The sequence below is a fragment of the Aromatoleum diolicum genome, assembly GCF_012910955.1.
GTDB lineage: Bacteria > Pseudomonadota > Gammaproteobacteria > Burkholderiales > Rhodocyclaceae > Aromatoleum > Aromatoleum diolicum.
Genome location: NZ_WTVQ01000050.1, coordinates 14,824 through 33,377 on the forward strand (window position 1 = coordinate 14,824; position 18,554 = coordinate 33,377).

16 protein-coding genes are annotated in these 18,554 nt (G+C 65.6%); 15 read left to right on the forward strand and 1 reads right to left on the reverse strand.

The window, feature by feature from the left end; translation table 11 throughout:
* Positions 1–16: 16 nt before the first annotated feature.
* From GPA25_RS20395 to GPA25_RS20445, 11 genes are all read left to right on the forward strand, one after another.
* Positions 17–769, forward strand: a complete 753-nt coding sequence (locus GPA25_RS20395) for an enoyl-CoA hydratase family protein (protein ID WP_169262246.1) — start codon at positions 17–19, stop codon at positions 767–769.
* Positions 770–779: 10 nt separating this feature from the next.
* Complete coding sequence (locus GPA25_RS20400) at positions 780–1,946, forward strand: acyl-CoA dehydrogenase family protein (RefSeq protein ID WP_169262247.1); 1,167 nt, start codon at positions 780–782, stop codon at positions 1,944–1,946.
* 8 nt (positions 1,947–1,954) lie between these two features.
* Entirely contained in the window at positions 1,955–3,013 is a 1,059-nt protein-coding gene (locus GPA25_RS20405) for an acyl-CoA dehydrogenase family protein (RefSeq protein WP_169262248.1), read from the forward strand.
* A gap of 3 nt (positions 3,014–3,016) precedes the next feature.
* Complete coding sequence (locus tag GPA25_RS20410) at positions 3,017–4,168, forward strand: acetyl-CoA C-acetyltransferase (RefSeq protein ID WP_169262249.1); 1,152 nt, start codon at positions 3,017–3,019, stop codon at positions 4,166–4,168.
* Between the two features lie 39 nt (positions 4,169–4,207).
* Positions 4,208–5,086 carry an SDR family oxidoreductase gene (locus GPA25_RS20415; RefSeq protein ID WP_169262250.1) on the forward strand — a complete coding sequence of 293 codons (879 nt, stop codon included), beginning with the start codon at positions 4,208–4,210 and terminating at the stop codon, positions 5,084–5,086.
* Position 5,087: 1 nt separating this feature from the next.
* The gene (locus GPA25_RS20420; RefSeq protein ID WP_169262251.1) at positions 5,088–6,653 is read left to right on the forward strand and encodes an amidase; all 1,566 of its coding nucleotides are present in this window, start codon (positions 5,088–5,090) and stop codon (positions 6,651–6,653) included.
* Positions 6,654–6,678: 25 nt separating this feature from the next.
* Positions 6,679–7,464 carry an SDR family oxidoreductase gene (locus GPA25_RS20425; RefSeq protein ID WP_169262252.1) on the forward strand — a complete coding sequence of 262 codons (786 nt, stop codon included), beginning with the start codon at positions 6,679–6,681 and terminating at the stop codon, positions 7,462–7,464.
* Between the two features lie 10 nt (positions 7,465–7,474).
* Entirely contained in the window at positions 7,475–7,969 is a 495-nt protein-coding gene (locus tag GPA25_RS20430) for a MaoC family dehydratase (protein WP_169262253.1), read from the forward strand.
* Positions 7,966–9,168, forward strand: coding sequence for an acetyl-CoA C-acyltransferase (locus GPA25_RS20435; RefSeq protein ID WP_169262254.1), 1,203 nt, complete (start codon positions 7,966–7,968; stop codon positions 9,166–9,168). Before GPA25_RS20430 ends, GPA25_RS20435 begins: the two co-directional genes overlap by 4 nt.
* Before the next feature lie 57 nt (positions 9,169–9,225).
* Positions 9,226–10,104 (forward strand): SDR family NAD(P)-dependent oxidoreductase, encoded by an 879-nt coding sequence (locus tag GPA25_RS20440; protein WP_169262255.1) that lies wholly within the window; start codon positions 9,226–9,228, stop codon positions 10,102–10,104.
* A gap of 401 nt (positions 10,105–10,505) precedes the next feature.
* Positions 10,506–10,829 carry a hypothetical protein gene (locus tag GPA25_RS20445; protein WP_169262256.1) on the forward strand — a complete coding sequence of 108 codons (324 nt, stop codon included), beginning with the start codon at positions 10,506–10,508 and terminating at the stop codon, positions 10,827–10,829.
* Positions 10,830–10,914: 85 nt separating this feature from the next.
* Here the strand turns inward: GPA25_RS20445 and GPA25_RS20450 are convergent, their stop codons facing one another.
* Positions 10,915–12,021 (reverse strand): aromatic ring-hydroxylating dioxygenase subunit alpha, encoded by a 1,107-nt coding sequence (locus tag GPA25_RS20450; RefSeq protein WP_169262257.1) that lies wholly within the window; start codon positions 12,019–12,021, stop codon positions 10,915–10,917.
* A 181-nt stretch (positions 12,022–12,202) separates the two neighbouring features.
* Between GPA25_RS20450 and GPA25_RS20455 the strand changes: the two genes are divergently transcribed.
* The 4 genes from GPA25_RS20455 (at position 12,203) to GPA25_RS20470 (ending at position 18,342) form a co-directional block, all read left to right on the forward strand.
* Positions 12,203–13,300: an MBL fold metallo-hydrolase gene (locus GPA25_RS20455; protein ID WP_343035026.1), complete on the forward strand. Its 1,098-nt coding sequence runs from the start codon at positions 12,203–12,205 to the stop codon at positions 13,298–13,300.
* A 68-nt stretch (positions 13,301–13,368) separates the two neighbouring features.
* A complete protein-coding gene (locus GPA25_RS20460) occupies positions 13,369–15,072 on the forward strand; it encodes a class I adenylate-forming enzyme family protein (RefSeq protein ID WP_169262258.1) in 1,704 nt (567 codons plus the stop codon).
* A 164-nt stretch (positions 15,073–15,236) separates the two neighbouring features.
* Complete coding sequence (locus GPA25_RS20465; RefSeq protein ID WP_169262259.1) at positions 15,237–16,622, forward strand: DUF1329 domain-containing protein; 1,386 nt, start codon at positions 15,237–15,239, stop codon at positions 16,620–16,622.
* A 25-nt stretch (positions 16,623–16,647) separates the two neighbouring features.
* Entirely contained in the window at positions 16,648–18,342 is a 1,695-nt protein-coding gene (locus GPA25_RS20470) for a DUF1302 domain-containing protein (protein WP_169262260.1), read from the forward strand.
* Positions 18,343–18,554: the final 212 nt, after the last annotated feature.

The window sequence follows — 18,554 nt, forward strand, 5'->3', positions numbered from 1 at the left end:
AACGGAGACCCCACAAGTGACGAATGCAATCAAGGTACGGCTCGATGCCGGTATCGCCGAGGTGGTGATCGACAAGCCGCCGGTCAATGCGCTGGACAGCGCCGAATGGTTCGGCCTGGCGCGGCGCATCGAGGAACTGGGGGGCGAACCGGAGGTGCGCGTGATCGTGATCCGTGCCGAAGGGCGTGGCTTCTGCGCAGGCGTCGACATCAAGGAGCTCGACGCGCATCCGGAGCGCATCGTCGCGGTCAACGGCGGCAACTACGCCACCTTCAAGGCGGTGCATCGCTGCCCGGTGCCGGTGATCGCGGCGGTGCACGGTTTCGTGCTCGGTGGCGGCATCGGGATTACCGGGGCTGCCGACATCGTCGTCGCGTCGGACTGCGCGACCTTCGCGCTGCCCGAGGTCGACCGCGGGGCGATGGGCGGCGGCGCGCACCTGCAGCGTCTCTTTCCGGTGCAGAAAGTGCGCTACCTCTTCTTCACCGGCGAAAAGATCGGCGCGCGCGAGGCCGAGCGCTACGGCTTCATCGAACGCGTCGTGCCGCGCACCGAGCTGCGTGAGACCGCGCTCGGCATCGCAGCGAAGATCGCCGCGAAGAGTCCCGCGATGATCCGCATCGCCAAGGAGGCGCTGAACGGCATCGAGGACGGCAACCTCGAGGACAAATACCGCTGGGAGCAGGGCTTCACACTGCAGGCCTACACCAGCCCGGATTCTGCCGAAACACGCCGCGCCTTTGTCGAGAAGCGCGAGGCGAAATTCTAAGGGGACCGCCATGGATCTTGCCTACACGCCCAAGCAACGGGCCTTCCGTGCCGAGGTTCGCGCCTGGCTCGCCGACAACGTCCCGGCGAAGCCGCTCGCGAGCTACGACACCCAGGAAGGCTTCGAACAGCATCGCGAATGGGAGCGGCGCCTGTTCGACCACCGCCTGTCCATGGTGATGTGGCCGGAGGCCCTCGGCGGGCGCGGCTGCGACCTGATCGAATGGCTGATCTTCGAGGAGGAGTACTACGCCTCGGGCGCGCCGCTGCGCGTCAACCAGAACGGCCAGTTGCTGCTCGGGCCCACGCTGATGGAATTCGGCACCGAGGCGCAAAAGCAGCGCTTCCTGCCGCGCATGGCGGCGAGCGAGGACATGTGGGCACAGGGGTGGTCGGAGCCGAACGCAGGGTCCGACATGGCCGCGATCACCAGCAAGGCCATCCGCGATGGTAACGAGTACGTGCTGAACGGACAGAAGACCTGGTCGACGCGGGCGATCTACGCCGACTGGCTGTTCGGCCTGTTCCGCAGCGACCCCGCATCCAGCCGCCACCACGGCCTGAGCTTCGTGCTGGTGCCGCTCGATGCGCCCGGCGTGACGATCCGCCCGATCCGTGCGTTGAACGGCAAGGAGGCCTTCGCCGAGATCTTCTTCGACGACGTGCGCGTGCCGGTGGAAAACCGCGTCGGCGAGGAAGGGCAGGGCTGGCATGTGGCGATGGCGACCGCGGGTTTCGAGCGCGGACTGCTGTTGCGCTCGCCGGGACGCTTCCAGCACACCGCGCGCCGCCTGGTGGCGCTGTATCAGGCGCACCGCGAAGCCGCGGGCCGCGATCCGACGATCCGCGAAGCGGTGTGCGAGTCGTGGATGGGCGCGGAAGCCTATTCGTTGGCCGCCTACCACACCGTCGGTCGCCTCGCGAAAGGGGCCCGCATCGGCGACGAGGCGAGCACCAACAAGATCGTGTGGTCCGAACTCGACCTGAAGATGCACGAGACGGCGATGCGCATCCTGGGCGCACGCGGCGAGCTCGTCGCGGAAGCCCCCGACGCGGAGGATGGCGCGAGCTGGCTGGAAGGCTTCCTCTTCGCCCAGGCGGGCCCGATCTATGCGGGCACGAACGAAATCCAGCGCAACATCATCGCCGAGCGGATGCTCGGCTTGCCCAAAGCCTGAGGTTGGCCATGGACTTCACCTTTACCGAAGACCAGCTCGCGTTTCGCGAAGCGGTAAGCCGATTCCTGATGATGGAAGCGGCCCCCGAGATGTTGCGCGAGATCTGGGAGACCGATGTCGGGCGTTCGCCCGACCTGCGCCACAAGATTGCCGAGCAGGGCCTGACCGCGCTGTCGGTGCCGGCCGACAACGGCGGCCTCGGCATGGATGACATCGCCTGGTCGCTGATGACGCAGGAGCTGGGCTACTACGCGATTCCCGACTCGCTCGCGGACACGGCCTACGTCGCCTGCGGCCTGATCTCCAGCCTGCCGGAGAGCGTGACCAGGCGCGCGGAATGGCTCGAGCGCATTGCCGACGGCAGCATCCGCATCGCGGTCGGCCATGCAGTCAATCCGCTGGTGGCCGATGCCCATGCTGCCGACCTGCTCTTGTTGCCCCACGGCGACGAGGTCCATGCGGTGCCGCGCTCGCTGGTCGACGTGATCGCCAACCCGAGCATCGACCTCTCCCGGCGGCTCGGTCGGGTCGTGTGGGAGCCGACTTCCGCGACCCGCGTGGCCTCCGGTGACGCCGGCCGGGCACTGTGGGCGACGACGCTCGAGCGTGGCGTGCTCTCCGTCGCCGGACAGCTGCTGGGACTCGCGCAGCGCATGCTGGACCTTTCGGTCGACTACGCCGCCCAGCGCAAGCAGTTCGGCAAGCCGATCGGCAGCTTCCAGGCTGTCAAGCACCACCTCGCGGACGTTGCAACCCGCATCGAGTTCGCCAAGCCCGTGCTGTACCGGGCGGCCCACGCCGTCGCGCATGGCGAGGCCGACGCGGCCGTGCATGTCTCGCACGCCAAGCTCGCCTGTGGCGAGGCGGCGTGGCTGGCCGCACGTCACGGCATCCAGGCGCACGGCGCAATGGGATACACCTGGGAAGTCGATCTGCAGATGTTCATGAAGCGCGTTTGGGCGCTGGATGCGTCGTGGGGCGACCGCGGATTTCACAAGACCCGTGTTGCCGGGTTCGTGCTGGGCGATGCCGCCCGGCTCGGGCCGGGGCGCACTTTCGGGGAATGAAGGATGGCTGAAGCCTATATCGTAGATGCCCTGCGCAGCCCGACCGGCAGACGCAAGGGCGGTTTGTCCCGCGTTCATGCGATCGATCTCGGCGCCCATGTGCTCAAGGCGCTCGTCGAACGCAATGTGATCCCCGCCGACGAGTACGACGACGTGATCTTCGGCTGCGTCGACACCATCGGCTCGCAAGCCGGCGACATCGCCCGCACAAGCTGGCTCGCGGCCGGGCTGCCCCTGAATGTGCCCGGCACGACCGTCGATCGCCAGTGCGGATCGTCGCAGCAGGCGCTGCACTTCGCCGCGCAGGCGGTGATGAGCGGCACGCAGGACGTGGTCGCAGTGGGCGGCGTGCAGACGATGACGCAGATCCCGATCTCCTCGGCGATGCTCGCCGGCCAGCCCCTTGGATTCCCCGATCCGTTCTCGGGCAGCCGCGGCTGGAAGGCGCGTTTCGGCGACCAGCCGGTGAACCAGTTCTATGCCGCCCAACGCATTGCGGACCACTGGAAAATCAGCCGCGAGGAGATGGAAGTCTTCGCGCTGGAAAGCCATCGCCGCGCACGCGCTGCGATCGAGGCGGGGCATTTCGCGAAGGAGATCGTGGCGCTCGAAGGCGTTGAGCACGACGAGACGCCGCGCGAGACGACGCTCGAAAAGATGGCCGAGCTGGAACCGGTCGCGACGGAATTTCCGGGGATCACCGCGGCCGTGTCGAGCCAGACCTGCGACGCCTCGGCGGCACTGCTCGTCGTCTCGGAAGCCGCCCTCAAGCGCTATGGCCTGACGCCGCGCGCGCGCATCCACCACCTGAGTGTGCTGGGCGATGACCCGATCTGGCACCTCACCGCGCCGATCCCGGCGACCCGCGCCGCCCTGAAGAAGGTCGGCATGACGATCGGCGACATCGACCGCGTCGAGATCAACGAGGCTTTTGCTTCGGTGGTGATGGCATGGCTGAAGGAAACGGGCTACGACTCGAAGAAGACGAACGCAAACGGTGGCGCGATCGCGCTCGGGCATCCGCTCGGTGCGACCGGTGCCCGCCTCATGACGACCCTGCTGCACGAACTCGAACGCACGGGCGGGCGCTTTGGCCTGCAGACGATGTGCGAGGGTGGCGGGCAGGCCAACGTCACGATCATCGAACGGCTCTGAGGCGCCACCTCGGGCATAACTGACAGGAGAGTTTCCGCAATGGGTATCTGCGACGGACGTACCGTCATCATCACCGGCGCCGGCGGCGGCCTCGGCCGTGCGTATGCGCTCGCGTTCGCGGCCGAAGGCGCCAACGTGGTCATCAACGACATCCGCAACGACGCTGCGGTCGCCGTCGCGAGCGAAATCCGCGAGAACGGCGGCAAGGCGATTGCGAGTTCGGACGACATCACGCGACTCGACACCGCTCAGCGTATCGTCGATGCGGCGGTGGAAGCTTTTGGCGAAGTGCACGTCGTCGTGAACAACGCCGGCATCCTGCGCGACCGCATGTTCGTGAGCCTCGGCGAAGAGGACTGGGACGCGGTGATGCGGGTGCATCTGAAGGGACATTTCTGCCTCGCGAACATCCTCGGCCGCCGCTGGCGCGACCAGGCGAAGGCGGGCAAGCTGGTCGACGCCCGCATCATCAACACCAGCTCAGGTGCCGGCCTGCAGGGGTCGATCGGACAATCGAACTACTCTGCAGCAAAAGGCGGCATCGCGTCGCTCACCCTGGTGCAGGCCGCCGAACTCGCACGCTACGGCATCACCGCGAACGCGCTGGCCCCGTCGGCGCGCACGTCGATGACCGAGAGCGCGATGGCCGACGTGGTGAAGAAACCGGAAGATGGAATTTTCGACCTGTGGGCTGCCGAAAACGTCGCGCCGCTCGTCGTCTGGCTGGGCAGTCCGCTGTCGCGCCACGTCACCGGCCAGGTGTTCGAAGCGCAGGGCGGGCGGATCTCCCTGTGCGACGGCTGGCGCACCGGCGTCACGCGCGACAAGGGTGCGCGCTGGCAGCCGTCGGAGGTTGGCGCGGCAGTCGACGCGATTCTTGCCGAGGCGCCGCCCGCGCAGAAGGTTTGGGGGAGCTGACATGGATACACACGGCGCAGGTTTGGGGCGGCGGGATTTCCTCAAGGCTGGGGCAGCCCTCGGCGGCGCCTCGCTGCTGGGCCTGGGAGGCAAGGTGTCGGCTGCGGCAGCCGGCTCGCCGCTGCCGGAGTACGAAGGTTTCGATGCGCTCGCCCTCGCGGACCTGATCCGTCGCGGCGAACTCACGCCGCTGGAGGTCCTGGAGGCGGCCATCGCGCGCGCCGAGACGCGCAAGGCGATCAATGCAATCGCCATTCCGCATTTCGACCTCGCGCGGGAAGCCGCGCGGGCGTTGAGCGCGGAAGGCCGCGCCGAGCGGCTGCGACGCGGCGAGATGGCGCCGTTGTCGGGTGTGCCGTTCGCCCTCAAGGATCTCAACATCGCACTCAAGGGCACGGTCACGACCAATGGCTGCGCTTTCTTCCGCGATGCGGTCGCGGATCACGATTCGACGCTTGTACTTCGCTACCGGGCAGCGGGGCTGAACATTTTTGCCAAGCTGACGTCCCCCGAATTCGGCCAGACCGGCACGACCGAGTCGCGACTGTGGGGGAAGACGACCAACCCGTGGAATGCCGAATACAGCGCGGGCGGATCCTCCGGCGGCTCGGCCGCGGCCGTCGCAGCCGGCATTCTGCCGGCGGCACACGCCAGCGACGGCGGCGGCTCGATCCGCATTCCGGCCTCGCATTGCGGGTTGTTCGGCCTGAAGCCCAGCCGCGGCCTTGTGCCGATGGGGCCGCGCGCGCTGGAAGGCTGGATGGGGCTGTCAGCACATAACGTCATCACCCGCTCCGTGCGCGACAGCGCCTGGCTGCTGCAGCTCACGCAGGGCCCCGAACCGGGTACACGCGCGGCACCTTCCCCCGGTGCGCTGATTGCGGCAATCGGTCGACCGCCGCGCGGGCTGCGCATCGCCCTGATCGAATCGAATCCCTTCGGCATGGGGGTGCATGCGGATTGCCTGGACGCCGTACGCGGCACGGCGAAGCTATGCACTGCGCTGGGCCATACCGTGGAAGCGGCGACGCTCAACCTGCCGATCCAGGAGATGTTCGCCGGCATGGGCGTGATGACCGCGACCGGCATGCTCACGAGCGTGCGGGCGCGCGAAAAGGCGCTCGGCCGTGCGGCGCGCGAAGACGAATTCGAACCGATCAACTGGCGCAGCCTGCAGCTCGCCAAGGGTTACACGGCCGAGCAGGTGTTCGCCGCGCGTGCGGCGTTCGACCAGGCAGGGCGCATCCTCGACGAATTCTTCGCGCGCTACGACCTGATCCTGTCCCCGGTCACCGCGGCTCCGCCCCCGAAGCTCGGCGCGCTGTCGCTGGACCAGCCCTACGAGGACTTCGTGAAGGCGGCGGTGCTTGCCTCGCCCTTTACCGCGATGTTCAACATGAGCGGCCATCCTGCGATGTCGGTCCCGCTGCACTGGAATGCCGCCGGCCTGCCGATCGGTTCCCAGTTCGCTGCGCCCTTCGGCGGCGAGGCGACTCTGCTCGCCCTGGCCGCACAACTCGAACAGGCGGCGCCGTGGAAGGACAGGCGTCCTCCTGCCGCAGCCTGACGTCACAGAGATACCCGGAGAAAGAATGAGCAAGCTTCCCGAATACGTTCCCGGCCATCAGCTGCTCGCCGGCAAGTCCGTCCTGATCACCGCCGCAGCCGGCGCCGGCATCGGCTACGCGGCCGCGAGGCGTTGCGCGGAGGAAGGCTGCCGCGCGCTGATGATCTCGGACATCCACCCCCGCCGTCTCGAGGAGGCGGTCGCCCGCCTGAAGACGGAAACTGGCCTCGAGGCGGTGTGGGGGCAGTTGTGCAACGTCACCGTCGAGGAAGACGTGAGGGCGCTCGTCGCCGCAGCCGAGGCGCGGCTGGGCGGCGTGGATGTGCTGATCAACAACGCCGGTCTCGGCGGTGAAAAGCGCGTCACCGAGATGACCGACGAGGAATGGCAGCGTGTGCTCGACATCACGCTTACGGGCACCTTCCGCATGACCCGCGCGATGCTGCCGCACATGGAAAAGCGCGGCTGTGGCGCGATAGTCAACAACGCCTCCGTGCTCGGCTGGCGCGCTCAGAAGCTGCAGGCCCATTACGCGGCGGCCAAGGCGGGCGTCATGGCGCTGACGCGCTGCTCCGCGCTCGAAGCCGCCGAACACGGCGTGCGCATCAACGCGGTGTCGCCCTCCATCGCGCTGCATGATTTTCTGAAGAAGGCGGCAAGCGAGGAGCTGCTCGCCCAGCTCACCAGCCGCGAGGCTTTCGGCCGCGCTGCCGAGGTGTGGGAGGTGGCCAACGTGATGGTCTTCCTCGCCAGCGACTACGCGTCCTACATGACTGGGGAAGTCCTGTCGGTCAGTTCGCAGCACGCATGAGGCGGACGCGATGACAACAGTATTCTCAAATGCCGACCAACTTCTCGCTGCGACCGGACGCGACCTCGGTGTCACCGACTGGATCGCGGTGACGCAGGAGCGCGTCAATCTTTTCGCCGACGCGACCGGCGACCATCAGTGGATTCATGTCGACCCCGAGCGCGCGCGCGAAGGCCCGTTCGGCGGCTGCATCGCCCACGGCTACCTGACGCTTGCGCTCGTGAATCTCTTCCTGCCACAGCTCATTCGCGTCGACAACCTGAGCATGGGCGTCAACGTCGGCTGCGACCGAGTGCGCTTTCCGTCCGCGGTGAAGGTCGGCGCGCGCATTCGCGGCCGCGGGGAAATCCTGCGCGTCGAACAGATCGGCGAGGGCGCCAGGGCCAGCATCCAGTCCACGGTGCGCGTCAGCATCGAGATCGAGGGCAGCGAGCGCCCCGGCTGCGTCGTCGACACCATCAGCCGCTACACCTTCAATTCCGTTCCGGAGCGAGAAACAACATGAATGAAGCTGTCATCGTCGCCACTGCGCGCACCGCGCTCGCGAAGTCCTTCCGCGGTTCCTTCAATGACACCGAAGCCCCGGTGCTGGGCGGGCACGTCGTGCGTGCCGTCGTGGAGCGTGCGGGCATCGAAGCGGAGGCCGTCGAAGACGTGATCATGGGTGCGGCCGTGCAGCAGGGCACGCAGGCCTACAACATCGGCCGCCTGTGCGCCTACACCGGCGGCCTGCCGAACAGCGTCCCCGGCATGGCGCTCGATCGCATGTGCGCGTCGGGGCTGATGACGATCGGCGTCGCTGCGAAGAACATCCTCGCCGGGGAGATGCAGGTGGCCGTGGCCGGCGGCGTCGAGTCGCTGTCGCTGACGCAGACCAAACACAAGAACACATACCGCGCGCAATCCGTGGCGGTCATGGACGTGATGCCGTCCGCCTACATGCCGATGCTCGAAACCGCCGAGATTGTCTCGCGCCGCTACGGCATCTCGCGCGCCGCGCAGGACGAATACGCCTTCCACAGCCAGCAGCGCACCGCCGCCGCGCAGGCCGCGGGCCTCTTTGCCGACGAAATCGTGCCGCTTGGCGCGCGCAAGGCGCTGTTCGACAAGGAAGGCAATCCCGCCGGCCACGAGGACGTCGTCGCCGACCGTGACGAATGCAATCGCGCCTCGACGAAGCTCGAGGATCTGGCCGCGCTCAAGCCGGTGTGGAAGGACGGCAAATGGGTGCAGCAGGGCGAATTCATCACCGCCGGCAACGCTTCGCAGTTCTCCGACGGGGCCGCCGCCGCGCTGCTGATGAGCCGCGCCGAGGCCGACCGGCGCGGCATCGCGCCCCTGGGCATCTACCGCGGGATTGCCGTGGCCGGTTGCGAACCCGACGAGATGGGCATCGGACCGGTCTTCGCCGTGCCGAAGCTTCTCAACCGCTTCGGGCTGAAGGCCAGCGACATTGGCTTGTGGGAGATCAACGAGGCGTTCGCGTGCCAGGTGATCCATTGCCGCGACCAACTCGGTATTCCCAACGACCGTCTCAACGTCAATGGCGGTGCGATCGCCATCGGCCACCCCTTCGGCATGTCGGGCACGCGCCTGGTCGGCCACGCACTGCTCGAAGGCCGCCGCCGCGGCGTGAAGTACGTCGTCGTGTCGATGTGCATCGGCGGGGGCATGGGGGCGGCGGGGCTGTTCGAGGTGTGTTGAGCGGGGAAAGGCCCCCGGCAGGTGCAGGGCCTTCCCACTATTTTCGGAATCGTAAGAATGACAGCTGAAGGCAGGGCTGCGCCGCGGGTCGCGGTAGTGACCGGGGCCAGCCGCGGAGCCGGGAAGGGCATCGCGCTCGCCCTCGGGGCAACCGGCGCCACCGTATATGTGACCGGGCGCAGTGCTGCGGAAGGCGACGCGAAACTTCCCGGCACCGTCTTTGCTGCGGCCGAGGCGGTGACGGCGGCGGGCGGGCAGGGGATTCCGGTGCTATGCGATCACGCCGACGACGCGCAGGTCACAGCCCTGTTCAGGCGCGTCCGCGACGAGCAAGGGCGGCTCGACATCCTGGTGAACAACGCCTGTGCCATTCCGGACGAGCTCACGCGCAGCGGCCCGTTCTGGGAAAAACCGCTGCACATGCTCAACTTGCTCGAAGTCGGCATGCGCTCGCACTACGTGGCGAGCTGGCATGCGGCGCCGATCATGGCTGCGCAACGCGGCGGGCTCATCGTTCACACGTCGTCCTACGGCTCCGTCTGCTACATGCACGGCCCGGCCTACGGGGCCGGCAAGGCTGCAGTCGACAAGATGGCACACGACATGGCGGTGGATCTGCGTGCGCATGACGTCGCGGTGATATCGCTGTGGATGGGCCTGCTGCGCACCGAGCGGACCGAGTGGGCGCTGACCGACCCGGAGCTCGCGCGCAAGTACGAACCCTCGCTCGCCCGCATGCAGTCACCGCAGTTCCCCGGGCGGGTCATCGATGCGCTGTCTCGCGCGCCCGATCGCATGGCGCGCAGCGGCAAGGTGTGGATCGACGCGGAGCTTGCGCTCGACTATGGCGTCACCGACATCGACGGTCGCCAGCCTCCGAGCTACCGCCGCATGCTGGGCGCTCCGCCCGTGTACAGCACAGTAATTATCGACTGAGGCGGTCGGTTTCGTCCGGTCGGACTATTCGAAAGGGACGATGCGCTCCTTTCTCCCCACGCACAGAATCGGCATCGTCAGCTGAATTCCGGTGCAACCGTAGCGGAGGGGAAGATGAACAAGGTCGTTCGACTCGACGAGTATCGCAGGGAGCACATTCGTCCGGCAGAACCGCAGCATGCCCTATGGTCATGCGGGTCATGCGGTGAGCAATCATGGACGGTATCGACGGCCGGGCGCGTGTGCTGCGCCCATTGCAGCACGACGGCCTCCAACCTGCGCGCGATGGAACCCCAGCCGTCGCCATTGCGCGCTCCCGAGATGATGCCCCCGGAAACGCCTCGTCAAGCGTCCCCGAGCCGTCCCGACAGCGTGAACTGGTGGTGGACATGGGCCCTTCAATGACAGCCGCGGCCCTCAGCCCGTGCCAATTGCGGCGCGAGAACGCGGAGTTCCGCGATACCGGTGGTCGCAGCGAGGAAAACCGCTCGAGCGGTTTTCGCCCCGCATTCATGGATATCGCGACCTGCATGGTTTATGAATCGCGTTTTGCGGACGGTCGCCTGGCGCCATTTCACCTACTCGACGGTTTGCCCGACACGGTGGTCCTGACGCGTGACGCAGGCGGCCGTGTCGCGCGCATCAAGGAATCGGTCGTTTCCGGATTTGTCCTCAGCGGCCGTTTCTACACGCGCGAAGAGGCCGCAAGGGCGGTCGCGGCCTGAGTGCCGGAGAGTCCACGCGGCCTTGTCGAAAGAAAAGAAAAAAGGCCCGTTTTGCACGGGCCTTTCTGCTCTGGACGACAGGCGTTCACGCTGCCGCAGCGGACTCCGTATACGGGGTCGCGCCACGGGGTACATAGAGGCCCTCGCACTGATCCAGGAATTCCCGCTTCTTCGCGCGCGGGTTGTAGAACTGCCTGTACCAGATGCGGGCCTTCATGAAAGGCCCGTCGCTCGGGATGAACAGTCCGTTCAGGCAGGGTGCCTTGTTCATCCACACCTCGAAATCCTGCATGAACGAGAGGCGGCTTGCGTCCTGGAACTGGCGTGCGGTGATCGTGTCCGGCACGGTCACGACCGGGTTGTTACCCGGCGATCTGACGAGGACGGAATGCCAGACCTTGATCGACCCGTCATCGACCGGGGAATGCGTGATCATCAGGATCGACTCGCACAGGCCCGTCAGATGCGAGATCAGAACTCCTGGGCCGTGGTAGGTCGTGTCGGTGTGAAGGATCGGACTCACGCCGTCCTCGCCGACGAGGGTGCGATGCGGACCGCACTGCCGCTGGCTAGCAGTGTGCCCCTGAAATTCGTTCTCGTAACGCTCCACCGTCGAGCCGTGGATGGGGCTCAGGTGTCCGTAGTCGCAGATGTTGTCGATCACTTCCTGCGGATGCTGGTTCAACACGCCCAGGTGATCGAACTTCCAGCGCACCCACGACGGATCGTCCCACTGCGGCAGGGTGGGGTGTTCCCATTCCGGTTCGCCTCCTTCGGGGTCGTGCCAGACCCAGATGGCCCCAAGGCTCTCGGCCACCGTCCACGACTTCACGCACGCCGTCGCCGGAATCGGCCCTTGATGATAGGGAATGTCGTTGCACTTGCCGTCGGCCCCGAAGCGCCACGCGTGATACGGGCAGCGGATGTCATCGCCCTCGACATTGGAGCCGCCGCCGTCCAGGACGACATAAGAGGTGTTGTTCGGCGCCGCCAGATGCGTCTTCATGTGCGGGCAATAGGCGTCGAGCAGCACGATCTTGCCGGTCGCCCGGCCGCGATAGAGGGCAAAGTCCTTGCCGAAGAAGCGCACGGCGATGGGCTTGTGGGTGTTGAGTTCCTCTGCGTCCGCGATCATGAACCAGCCGCGGGGGAAGGTGAATTCGCCTAGCCGGTATTCCTTGGTGGTGGCCATCTGACGCTCCTCTCTGTCGGTTTGTGGGGAATTTGGCCCGATTTTCCCGCTGACCTTTGCCCTCCGCATACCCTGTTTGGACGATAGGACGGACGACGTGCGGCGAGGCGGCATCGTCCTTTTGGAGGTTTCCACCGAGACCCCTCCAATCTAGATTCGGGGAAAGATCGGAAATTGTCGTGTGAACCTCAAAGGAGCGCAGATGCCAGACCATGGCCTTGATTCGGAGCCAGCAAACGCCGCGCGGACGACGGAGGCGCTCGACTATCCGTTTGCCGCCCCGGCACCCGACGGAGAGGTCGTTACACTTGCGCCCGGCATCCTGTGGGCGCGTATGCCGATGCCGATGCAGCTCGATCACATCAACGTGTACCTGCTGTATGACGGTGACGGCTGGCTGATCGTCGATACCGGCCTGAATACCGAAAAATCGAAGGTGCTGTGGGAGGAGATCGTCGCAAGCCACCTTGACGGGCTACCGGTGAAAGGGCTGATCTGCACCCATTTTCACTACGATCACGCCGGCCTCGCCGCCTGGCTCACCGAACGCTTCGACGTGCCGCTTTACATGACGCACGGCGAGTTCTTCACGATGCGCGGGCTCAATGAACAGGTACCCGAGCCGCTGCCGGCACCGCTGCGCGAGTTCTACGCGCGCGCCGGAATGCCCGACGACCGCATCGACAGGATGTTCGGTGCAATCCGCCGCGACCCCTTCATGCCGCCGCAGCCACACGCCTTCCGCAGGCTGCGTGGCGGCGATGTGCTCACAATCGGCGGGCGGGAGTGGAAAGTGGTGATCGGTGAGGGGCACTCGCCGGAACATGCCTGCCTCTACTGCGAAGCCGACCGCATCCTGATCGCCGGCGACCAGTTGCTGCCGCGCATCACGTCGAACGTCCTGGTGTCGGGCGTCGAACCCGAGGCGAATCCGCTCCAGCTCTGGCTCGAGTCGCTCAATCGTCTCGACCGGCTCGAGCCCGAAACCCTGGTGCTGCCCTCCCATCAGCTCGTTTTTCGCGGGCTCAGGCGCCGCGTCCAGGAGTTGCGTGACCACCACAGTCTTCAATTCGACGTGCTGCGCGAGTTCGTGCGCAGCGCCGGGCGTTGCTCCGCGTTCGAGGCCATGGGAAAACTCTTTCCCCGCCTCCTCGGCGCGGGAGACGACATGCTCGCCATCGGCGAGACAATTGCCCATCTTGCATGGTTGCGCTATCGCGGAGAACTCAGCCGCATACTCGACGATGACGGGATTTACCGATTCAGCGCCGCGGTCTGAGACATGTGCAGGACCGCGCTTTCATTTCGTGGGAGGAGACCGGCCCGGCCGCTCCTCAAGGAGGGGGAATGACGAATATCCTGGAGGCGCTTGCCGGTGCGAAGGCCGCGCTGATGGCGCCGGGCGCGCCGTTCGAACTGGGCGAGTGCGAAGTCGGTGGCCGGCCTGCGAAGGTTTATCGGAACGCCTTTGCATCACTGCCGCAGCTGATCGACGCAGGCCGCGTCCATGGCGACAAACCGTTCATCGTTTATCAGGGCGATCACTGGAGCTTTGCGCGGTTCTTTGCCGATGTCGATGCGATGGCGGGCCAGCTTTACGCGCTCGGGGTACGCCGCGGCGATCGCGTCGCCATCGCGATGCGCAACCGGCCCGAATGGGCCGTGGCGTTTGCCGCGGCAGCGTTGATCGGCGCCGTGCCCGCACCGATCAACAGTTTCGGTCTGCGTGGCGAGTTGCGGGGCGCTCTTGCCGACCTCGCTCCACGTCTGCTCTTTTGCGACCCCGAGCGTTTCGAGCGCCTGGAGGGGGACTGCGGCGTGCCGGCTTGCCGCATCGTCGTCGCTGGCGGTGAGTGCGGCACAGGCCCCACGGCACCATTGTCTTATTCGGCTCTCGTGGGTGCTCCGCCACGGTCCTTTGTGCGCGCCGAGCCAAGCCCGGACGACCCAGCGCTGATCCTGTTCACCTCCGGCGCGAGCAGTCAGCCGAAAGGCGTCCTTTCGACGCAGCGGGCGGTGTGCCAGGCCCTGTTCAACATCGATTTCATCGGCGCGGTCTCCGCAATGACCTCCCCCGAAGCGGTCGCCGCGATGATACAGCGCGGACTCGCCCCGACAACGCTGACTGCGGTACCGCTGTTCCACGTCAGCGGCCTGCACGCCCAGCTACTGTCGGCGCTGCGCAACGGCCGCAAACTTGTGTTCATGCACCGCTGGGATCCGGTACAGGCGCTGGAATTGATACGCAGCGAACGTGTCACGCAGTTCAACGGCGCACCAGCGATGGTGGCCCAGCTGCTGGCGACGCCGGGCTTCGACGATCCCGATGTCACGGGCAGCCTCGGCGGGCTCGGCTTCGGCGGCGCCGGACTGCCGCAGTCGCTGATCCACGAGGTGTTCGCGCGCCGACCTGAAGGCATGTCCGGCATCGGTTTCGGACTGACCGAAACGAACGGAGTCGGCGCCGCTGCGTCCGGGCAACTCTTCCGGTACAAACCGTCCAGTTCCGGTGCCCCGTCACCCATCGTCGACATACGGATTGCCGATGCCGACGGGAGGGCCCTGCCGCCCAGGGCGCCGGGCGAGATCTGGCTGCGCGGGGTGACCGTGATGCACGAGTATTGGCGCAATCCGGATGCGAGCAGCGCAGCCTTGGTGGATGGCTGGTTCCGCACCGGCGACGTGGGCTATGTGGACGAAGAGGGCTTCCTGTTCGTCGTGGACCGCATCAAGGACATCATCAATCGCAGCGGGGAAAAGATCGCCGCGGCGGAGGTGGAATCGTGCCTGCTGGAACATCCGGCCGTGCGCGAGGCCGCCGTATTCTCCTTGCCCGACGAGGTGACAGGGGAGGCGGTGATCGCCGCCGTGACCGTGGACGATGCCTCGCCCACTATGTCGGAAGTACTACGAGCCCATGTCGCGGCGCATCTTGCCGCTTACAAGGTCCCCGCATTCATTTACGTGCGCAGCACCGCGCTGCCGCGAAATCCGGCAGGAAAACTGCTCAAGACCGTACTCAAAAAGGAATATTCGGCCGCGCACGGGTGAATCGACAAACCGGATTAGTCTTATCGGACGATGTGGGAGTTGTGCCGGGGACAAAAAATGAAACCGGATGAAAGAGCTGCATTCATCCAGGAATCAGAACCTCGATACCGTCGCAAGAGACACCTTCGTCTCACGACGTATTCCGCACCGGGAAGGAGACACAGATGAAAAATATCCGCGTTTGGGCGCCTGCTGTCACGGCACTGGCGTTGTCGCTGACAACCGGCCACGCCGTTGCCAAGGTGTCCGAAGCAGAAGCCGCGAAACTCGGCAAGGAGCTGACCTGCGTCGGCGCCGAAGTCGCCGGCAACAAGGCGGGCACGATCCCGGCGTATTCCGGCAAATGGCTCGGAATTCCGCCGGGAGTCAAGTACGCGCCGCACGTCGGGCAGCACCCGGTCGATCCGTATCCGGATGACAAGCCGATCTACACCATCACCGCTGCCAATGTCGACAAATACGACGAATTCCTGTCGGACGGCCAGAAGGCGATGTTCAAGCGCTATCCCGACACGTTCAAGATGCCCGTCTATCAGGGCCGCCGAGATTTCAAATACCCGGATGCAGTGTGCGAGATCTCGAAGAAGAACGCCATGCAGGCGGAATTGATCGACGGCGGCATGGGATTCACCGGGCTGATGGGATCTTCACCCTTCCCGATCCCCAAGCAGGCGATGGAACTCCTCGCCAACATGAACTTCCCGTATCGCGCATACACGGAAAATACGCCGCAGCGCGATATCGCGGACGTCGGTCGCGCGGGCGACATCGCGTGGGGGCGCCAGTACCAGCGCAACCTCAACATGGTCACGCATCCCGACAGCCTCGGCAAGCCGATCGGCGAAGTCATGTCCTACGCGCGCACCGCGACCTTGCTGCCGGAACGCGACAAGGGCGGCACCACCGTTGCCCAGGAACCGACCAATTTCGCGAAGAACGAGCGGCTCGCCTGGCGCTATGACCCGGGCACCCGCCGCGTCCGCCAGATGCCGTCCTTCGGTCACGACTCTCCGCTCAGCGGCACCTCCGGGAAGATGACGATCGATCAGGATCGCCTGATGAACGGCTCGCCCGACCGCTACGAGTGGAAGATGCTCGGCAAGCGCGAGCTGCTCATCCCGGCAAATGCCTATCGGGTGCATGGAAAGGACGTCAAGTACGCCGATATGCTCAAGCCGGGCCACGCCAATCCGGACTTCCTGCGCTACGAGCTGCGCCGGGTCTGGGTCCTCGAAGGCAAGCTCAAGGAAGGCGTGCGCCACGTCTTCGGCAAGCGCGTGCTCTTCATCGACGAGGACAACTGGCAGGCTTCGGTCAGCGATTTCTACGACACCCGCGGCCAGCTCTGGCAACACGCGTTCATCAATCATTACTACGCCTTCGACATGAACGCCTGGCAGGCCGGCTCGAGCTTCTACCACGACCTCAATTCGGGCGGGTACGTCGGGTACAACCTGTGGCAGGAACGGGATCTGGGCGTCATCCTGAACAAGGGTGACATGGTGCCGGACATCTTCACGCCGGCCGCCCTGCGCGCCGCTGGAAACTAAGCGCGTGCGACAGGGAGAAACCAACATGAAACTCAACATCAGCCTGACCCCGATCGCCTGTGCACTGCTCGCCATGGGGGCATGTGTCGCCGCCCCGGCCTTTGCCGGCGAGCCGATCGTATTCGACAACGGCATGAAGCTCGACTGGCGAGTCAATACGACCTACACGTTGTCCAGCCGACTCGAATCGCAGGACCGGAAACTCGCCGCCAATGCCGGCGGCAATGACGGCGACAACAATTTCGACAAGGGATCGCTCACCGCCAACCGTCTCGGTCTGTTCTTCGACGCAACCCTGTCGAAAGGCGACACCGGCTTCGTACTGTCGGCGAGCACGTTCTACGACGATGTCTATCATCGGTCGAACGACAATCCCGGTCCGGTGAACAAAGCGGGCGAGCCCGACGAGTTCACGAGCAAGGCGCGCAAGTACCACGGCGGCTACAGCCGCATCCTCGACGCCTACCTCTACAGCTCTTTCGATCTCGGCGCAGCGAGCCGTGCGACGGTACGCGCCGGCAGCCACGTCGTATCCTGGGGCGAGGCCCTGTTCTTCCCGGGCATCTCCTTGGCGCAGGGGCCCGCAGACGGCACTAAGACCGGTATTCCGGGCACCGAGACGAAGGATCAGTTGCTGCCGGAAGACCAGTTGTCGATGATGCTGGAGGTGACGCCCGAGTGGTCCGTCCTCGCGCATGCGCAGTACGGATGGCATGAAACCCTGGCACCCGCTCCGGGCTCGTTTCTTAACACCAGCGACGGTGTCGGCAAGGGCGGCTCCTGCCTCCAGTCCTTCGTGAATCTTCCTGCCGTTCCGGGCGTGTTCCCGGGTTTCAACGGCTGCGCGTTCGGCAACCGGGGCAAGGACATCAAGCCCGACGACACCGGCCAGTGGGGCATCGGCACGCGTTACCGAGTCACCGACGAAACCGAACTCGGCCTGTACTACCTGAACTTCCACGACCGTACACCTCTCCCGGAAATCAACGCCTTCACGCCTGGCGTCCGGACGCCCGCCTTCTTCGGCATTCCCGGAAACCAGATCGGCAACGGTTCGTACCGCATCCGGTATTTCGACGACGTCAAGCTGGTCGGCGCGACCTTCAGCACCAGTGTTGGCATCGCGTCGTTTGCGGGTGAGCTCTCATACAAGCAGGGCGCACCGGTCCTCGTCAATACGGTTGTCAATCCGGCGACCGGCGCGACGATCCCGAACCCGACCCGGGCGGACGTCATGCAGGCGAACCTCAACGCCTACCTCAACCTCGGGCGAACCGCGCTATCGCCCCAGACCCTGCTGCTCGGTGAAATCGCCTATGTCGACATCACCAACGTCAAGGCGCGCAAGGCACCCGGCGTGGAAGCGCTCGGCCCCGCGGCAGCGTTCTTCCCGGCATCGAACGACCTCAGCTTCAGCAAGAGTGCCCTGGCAATCCAGGGAACCCTGTCGCTGACATACCCCGGAGTCATCGAAGGCTGGGACCTGGGCGTGCCGATCAGCTACGCGCAGCAATTGAGCGGCAGAAGCCTGACGGGCGGCGTAGGCGGCGAAGGGGACATCCGCTTCAGCGTCGGTGCGACCATGACCTACAAGGGCAATTTCCAGGTCGGCCTGACCTACCTCGGATATGAAGGTGGCGCCGAAACGGCCAGACTCGAAAAGCAGCGCCTGCAGACCGACCGCGACCAGCTGTCACTGGTGGTGAAATACTCGTTCTGAATCATCCGCGGTTCGACACCGCGTTCCAACCCGCCCGGCGAAAGCCCGGCGGGTTTGTGTCATTGGGGCACGCACAAACATGATACGGCCGAGGCCGTGTAAAAACGGTCGCGGATGCGCCAGGAATCGGTCGTTCCGGCGCCCTGCGGCGGAAGCGAACGAATTTGAAGGCGGCAAATCAGCTCAGTTGAGCTTCAAGAAGGCCTTTTCAG

Bases quoted from the DNA above. Each gene is read 5' to 3' on its own strand.
- GPA25_RS20400 (WP_169262247.1), top strand. From the start codon at position 780: ATGGATCTTGCCTACACGCCCAAGCAACGGGCCTTCCGTGCCGAGGTT.
- GPA25_RS20405 (WP_169262248.1), top strand. From the start codon at position 1,955: ATGGACTTCACCTTTACCGAAGACCAGCTCGCGTTTCGCGAAGCGGTA.
- GPA25_RS20410 (WP_169262249.1), top strand. From the start codon at position 3,017: ATGGCTGAAGCCTATATCGTAGATGCCCTGCGCAGCCCGACCGGCAGA.
- GPA25_RS20415 (WP_169262250.1), top strand. From the start codon at position 4,208: ATGGGTATCTGCGACGGACGTACCGTCATCATCACCGGCGCCGGCGGC.
- GPA25_RS20420 (WP_169262251.1), top strand. From the start codon at position 5,088: ATGGATACACACGGCGCAGGTTTGGGGCGGCGGGATTTCCTCAAGGCT.
- GPA25_RS20425 (WP_169262252.1), top strand. From the start codon at position 6,679: ATGAGCAAGCTTCCCGAATACGTTCCCGGCCATCAGCTGCTCGCCGGC.
- GPA25_RS20430 (WP_169262253.1), top strand. From the start codon at position 7,475: ATGACAACAGTATTCTCAAATGCCGACCAACTTCTCGCTGCGACCGGA.
- GPA25_RS20435 (WP_169262254.1), top strand. From the start codon at position 7,966: ATGAATGAAGCTGTCATCGTCGCCACTGCGCGCACCGCGCTCGCGAAG.
- GPA25_RS20440 (WP_169262255.1), top strand. From the start codon at position 9,226: ATGACAGCTGAAGGCAGGGCTGCGCCGCGGGTCGCGGTAGTGACCGGG.
- GPA25_RS20445 (WP_169262256.1), top strand. From the start codon at position 10,506: ATGACAGCCGCGGCCCTCAGCCCGTGCCAATTGCGGCGCGAGAACGCG.
- GPA25_RS20450 (WP_169262257.1), bottom strand. From the start codon at position 12,021: ATGGCCACCACCAAGGAATACCGGCTAGGCGAATTCACCTTCCCCCGC.
- GPA25_RS20460 (WP_169262258.1), top strand. From the start codon at position 13,369: ATGACGAATATCCTGGAGGCGCTTGCCGGTGCGAAGGCCGCGCTGATG.
- GPA25_RS20465 (WP_169262259.1), top strand. From the start codon at position 15,237: ATGAAAAATATCCGCGTTTGGGCGCCTGCTGTCACGGCACTGGCGTTG.
- GPA25_RS20470 (WP_169262260.1), top strand. From the start codon at position 16,648: ATGAAACTCAACATCAGCCTGACCCCGATCGCCTGTGCACTGCTCGCC.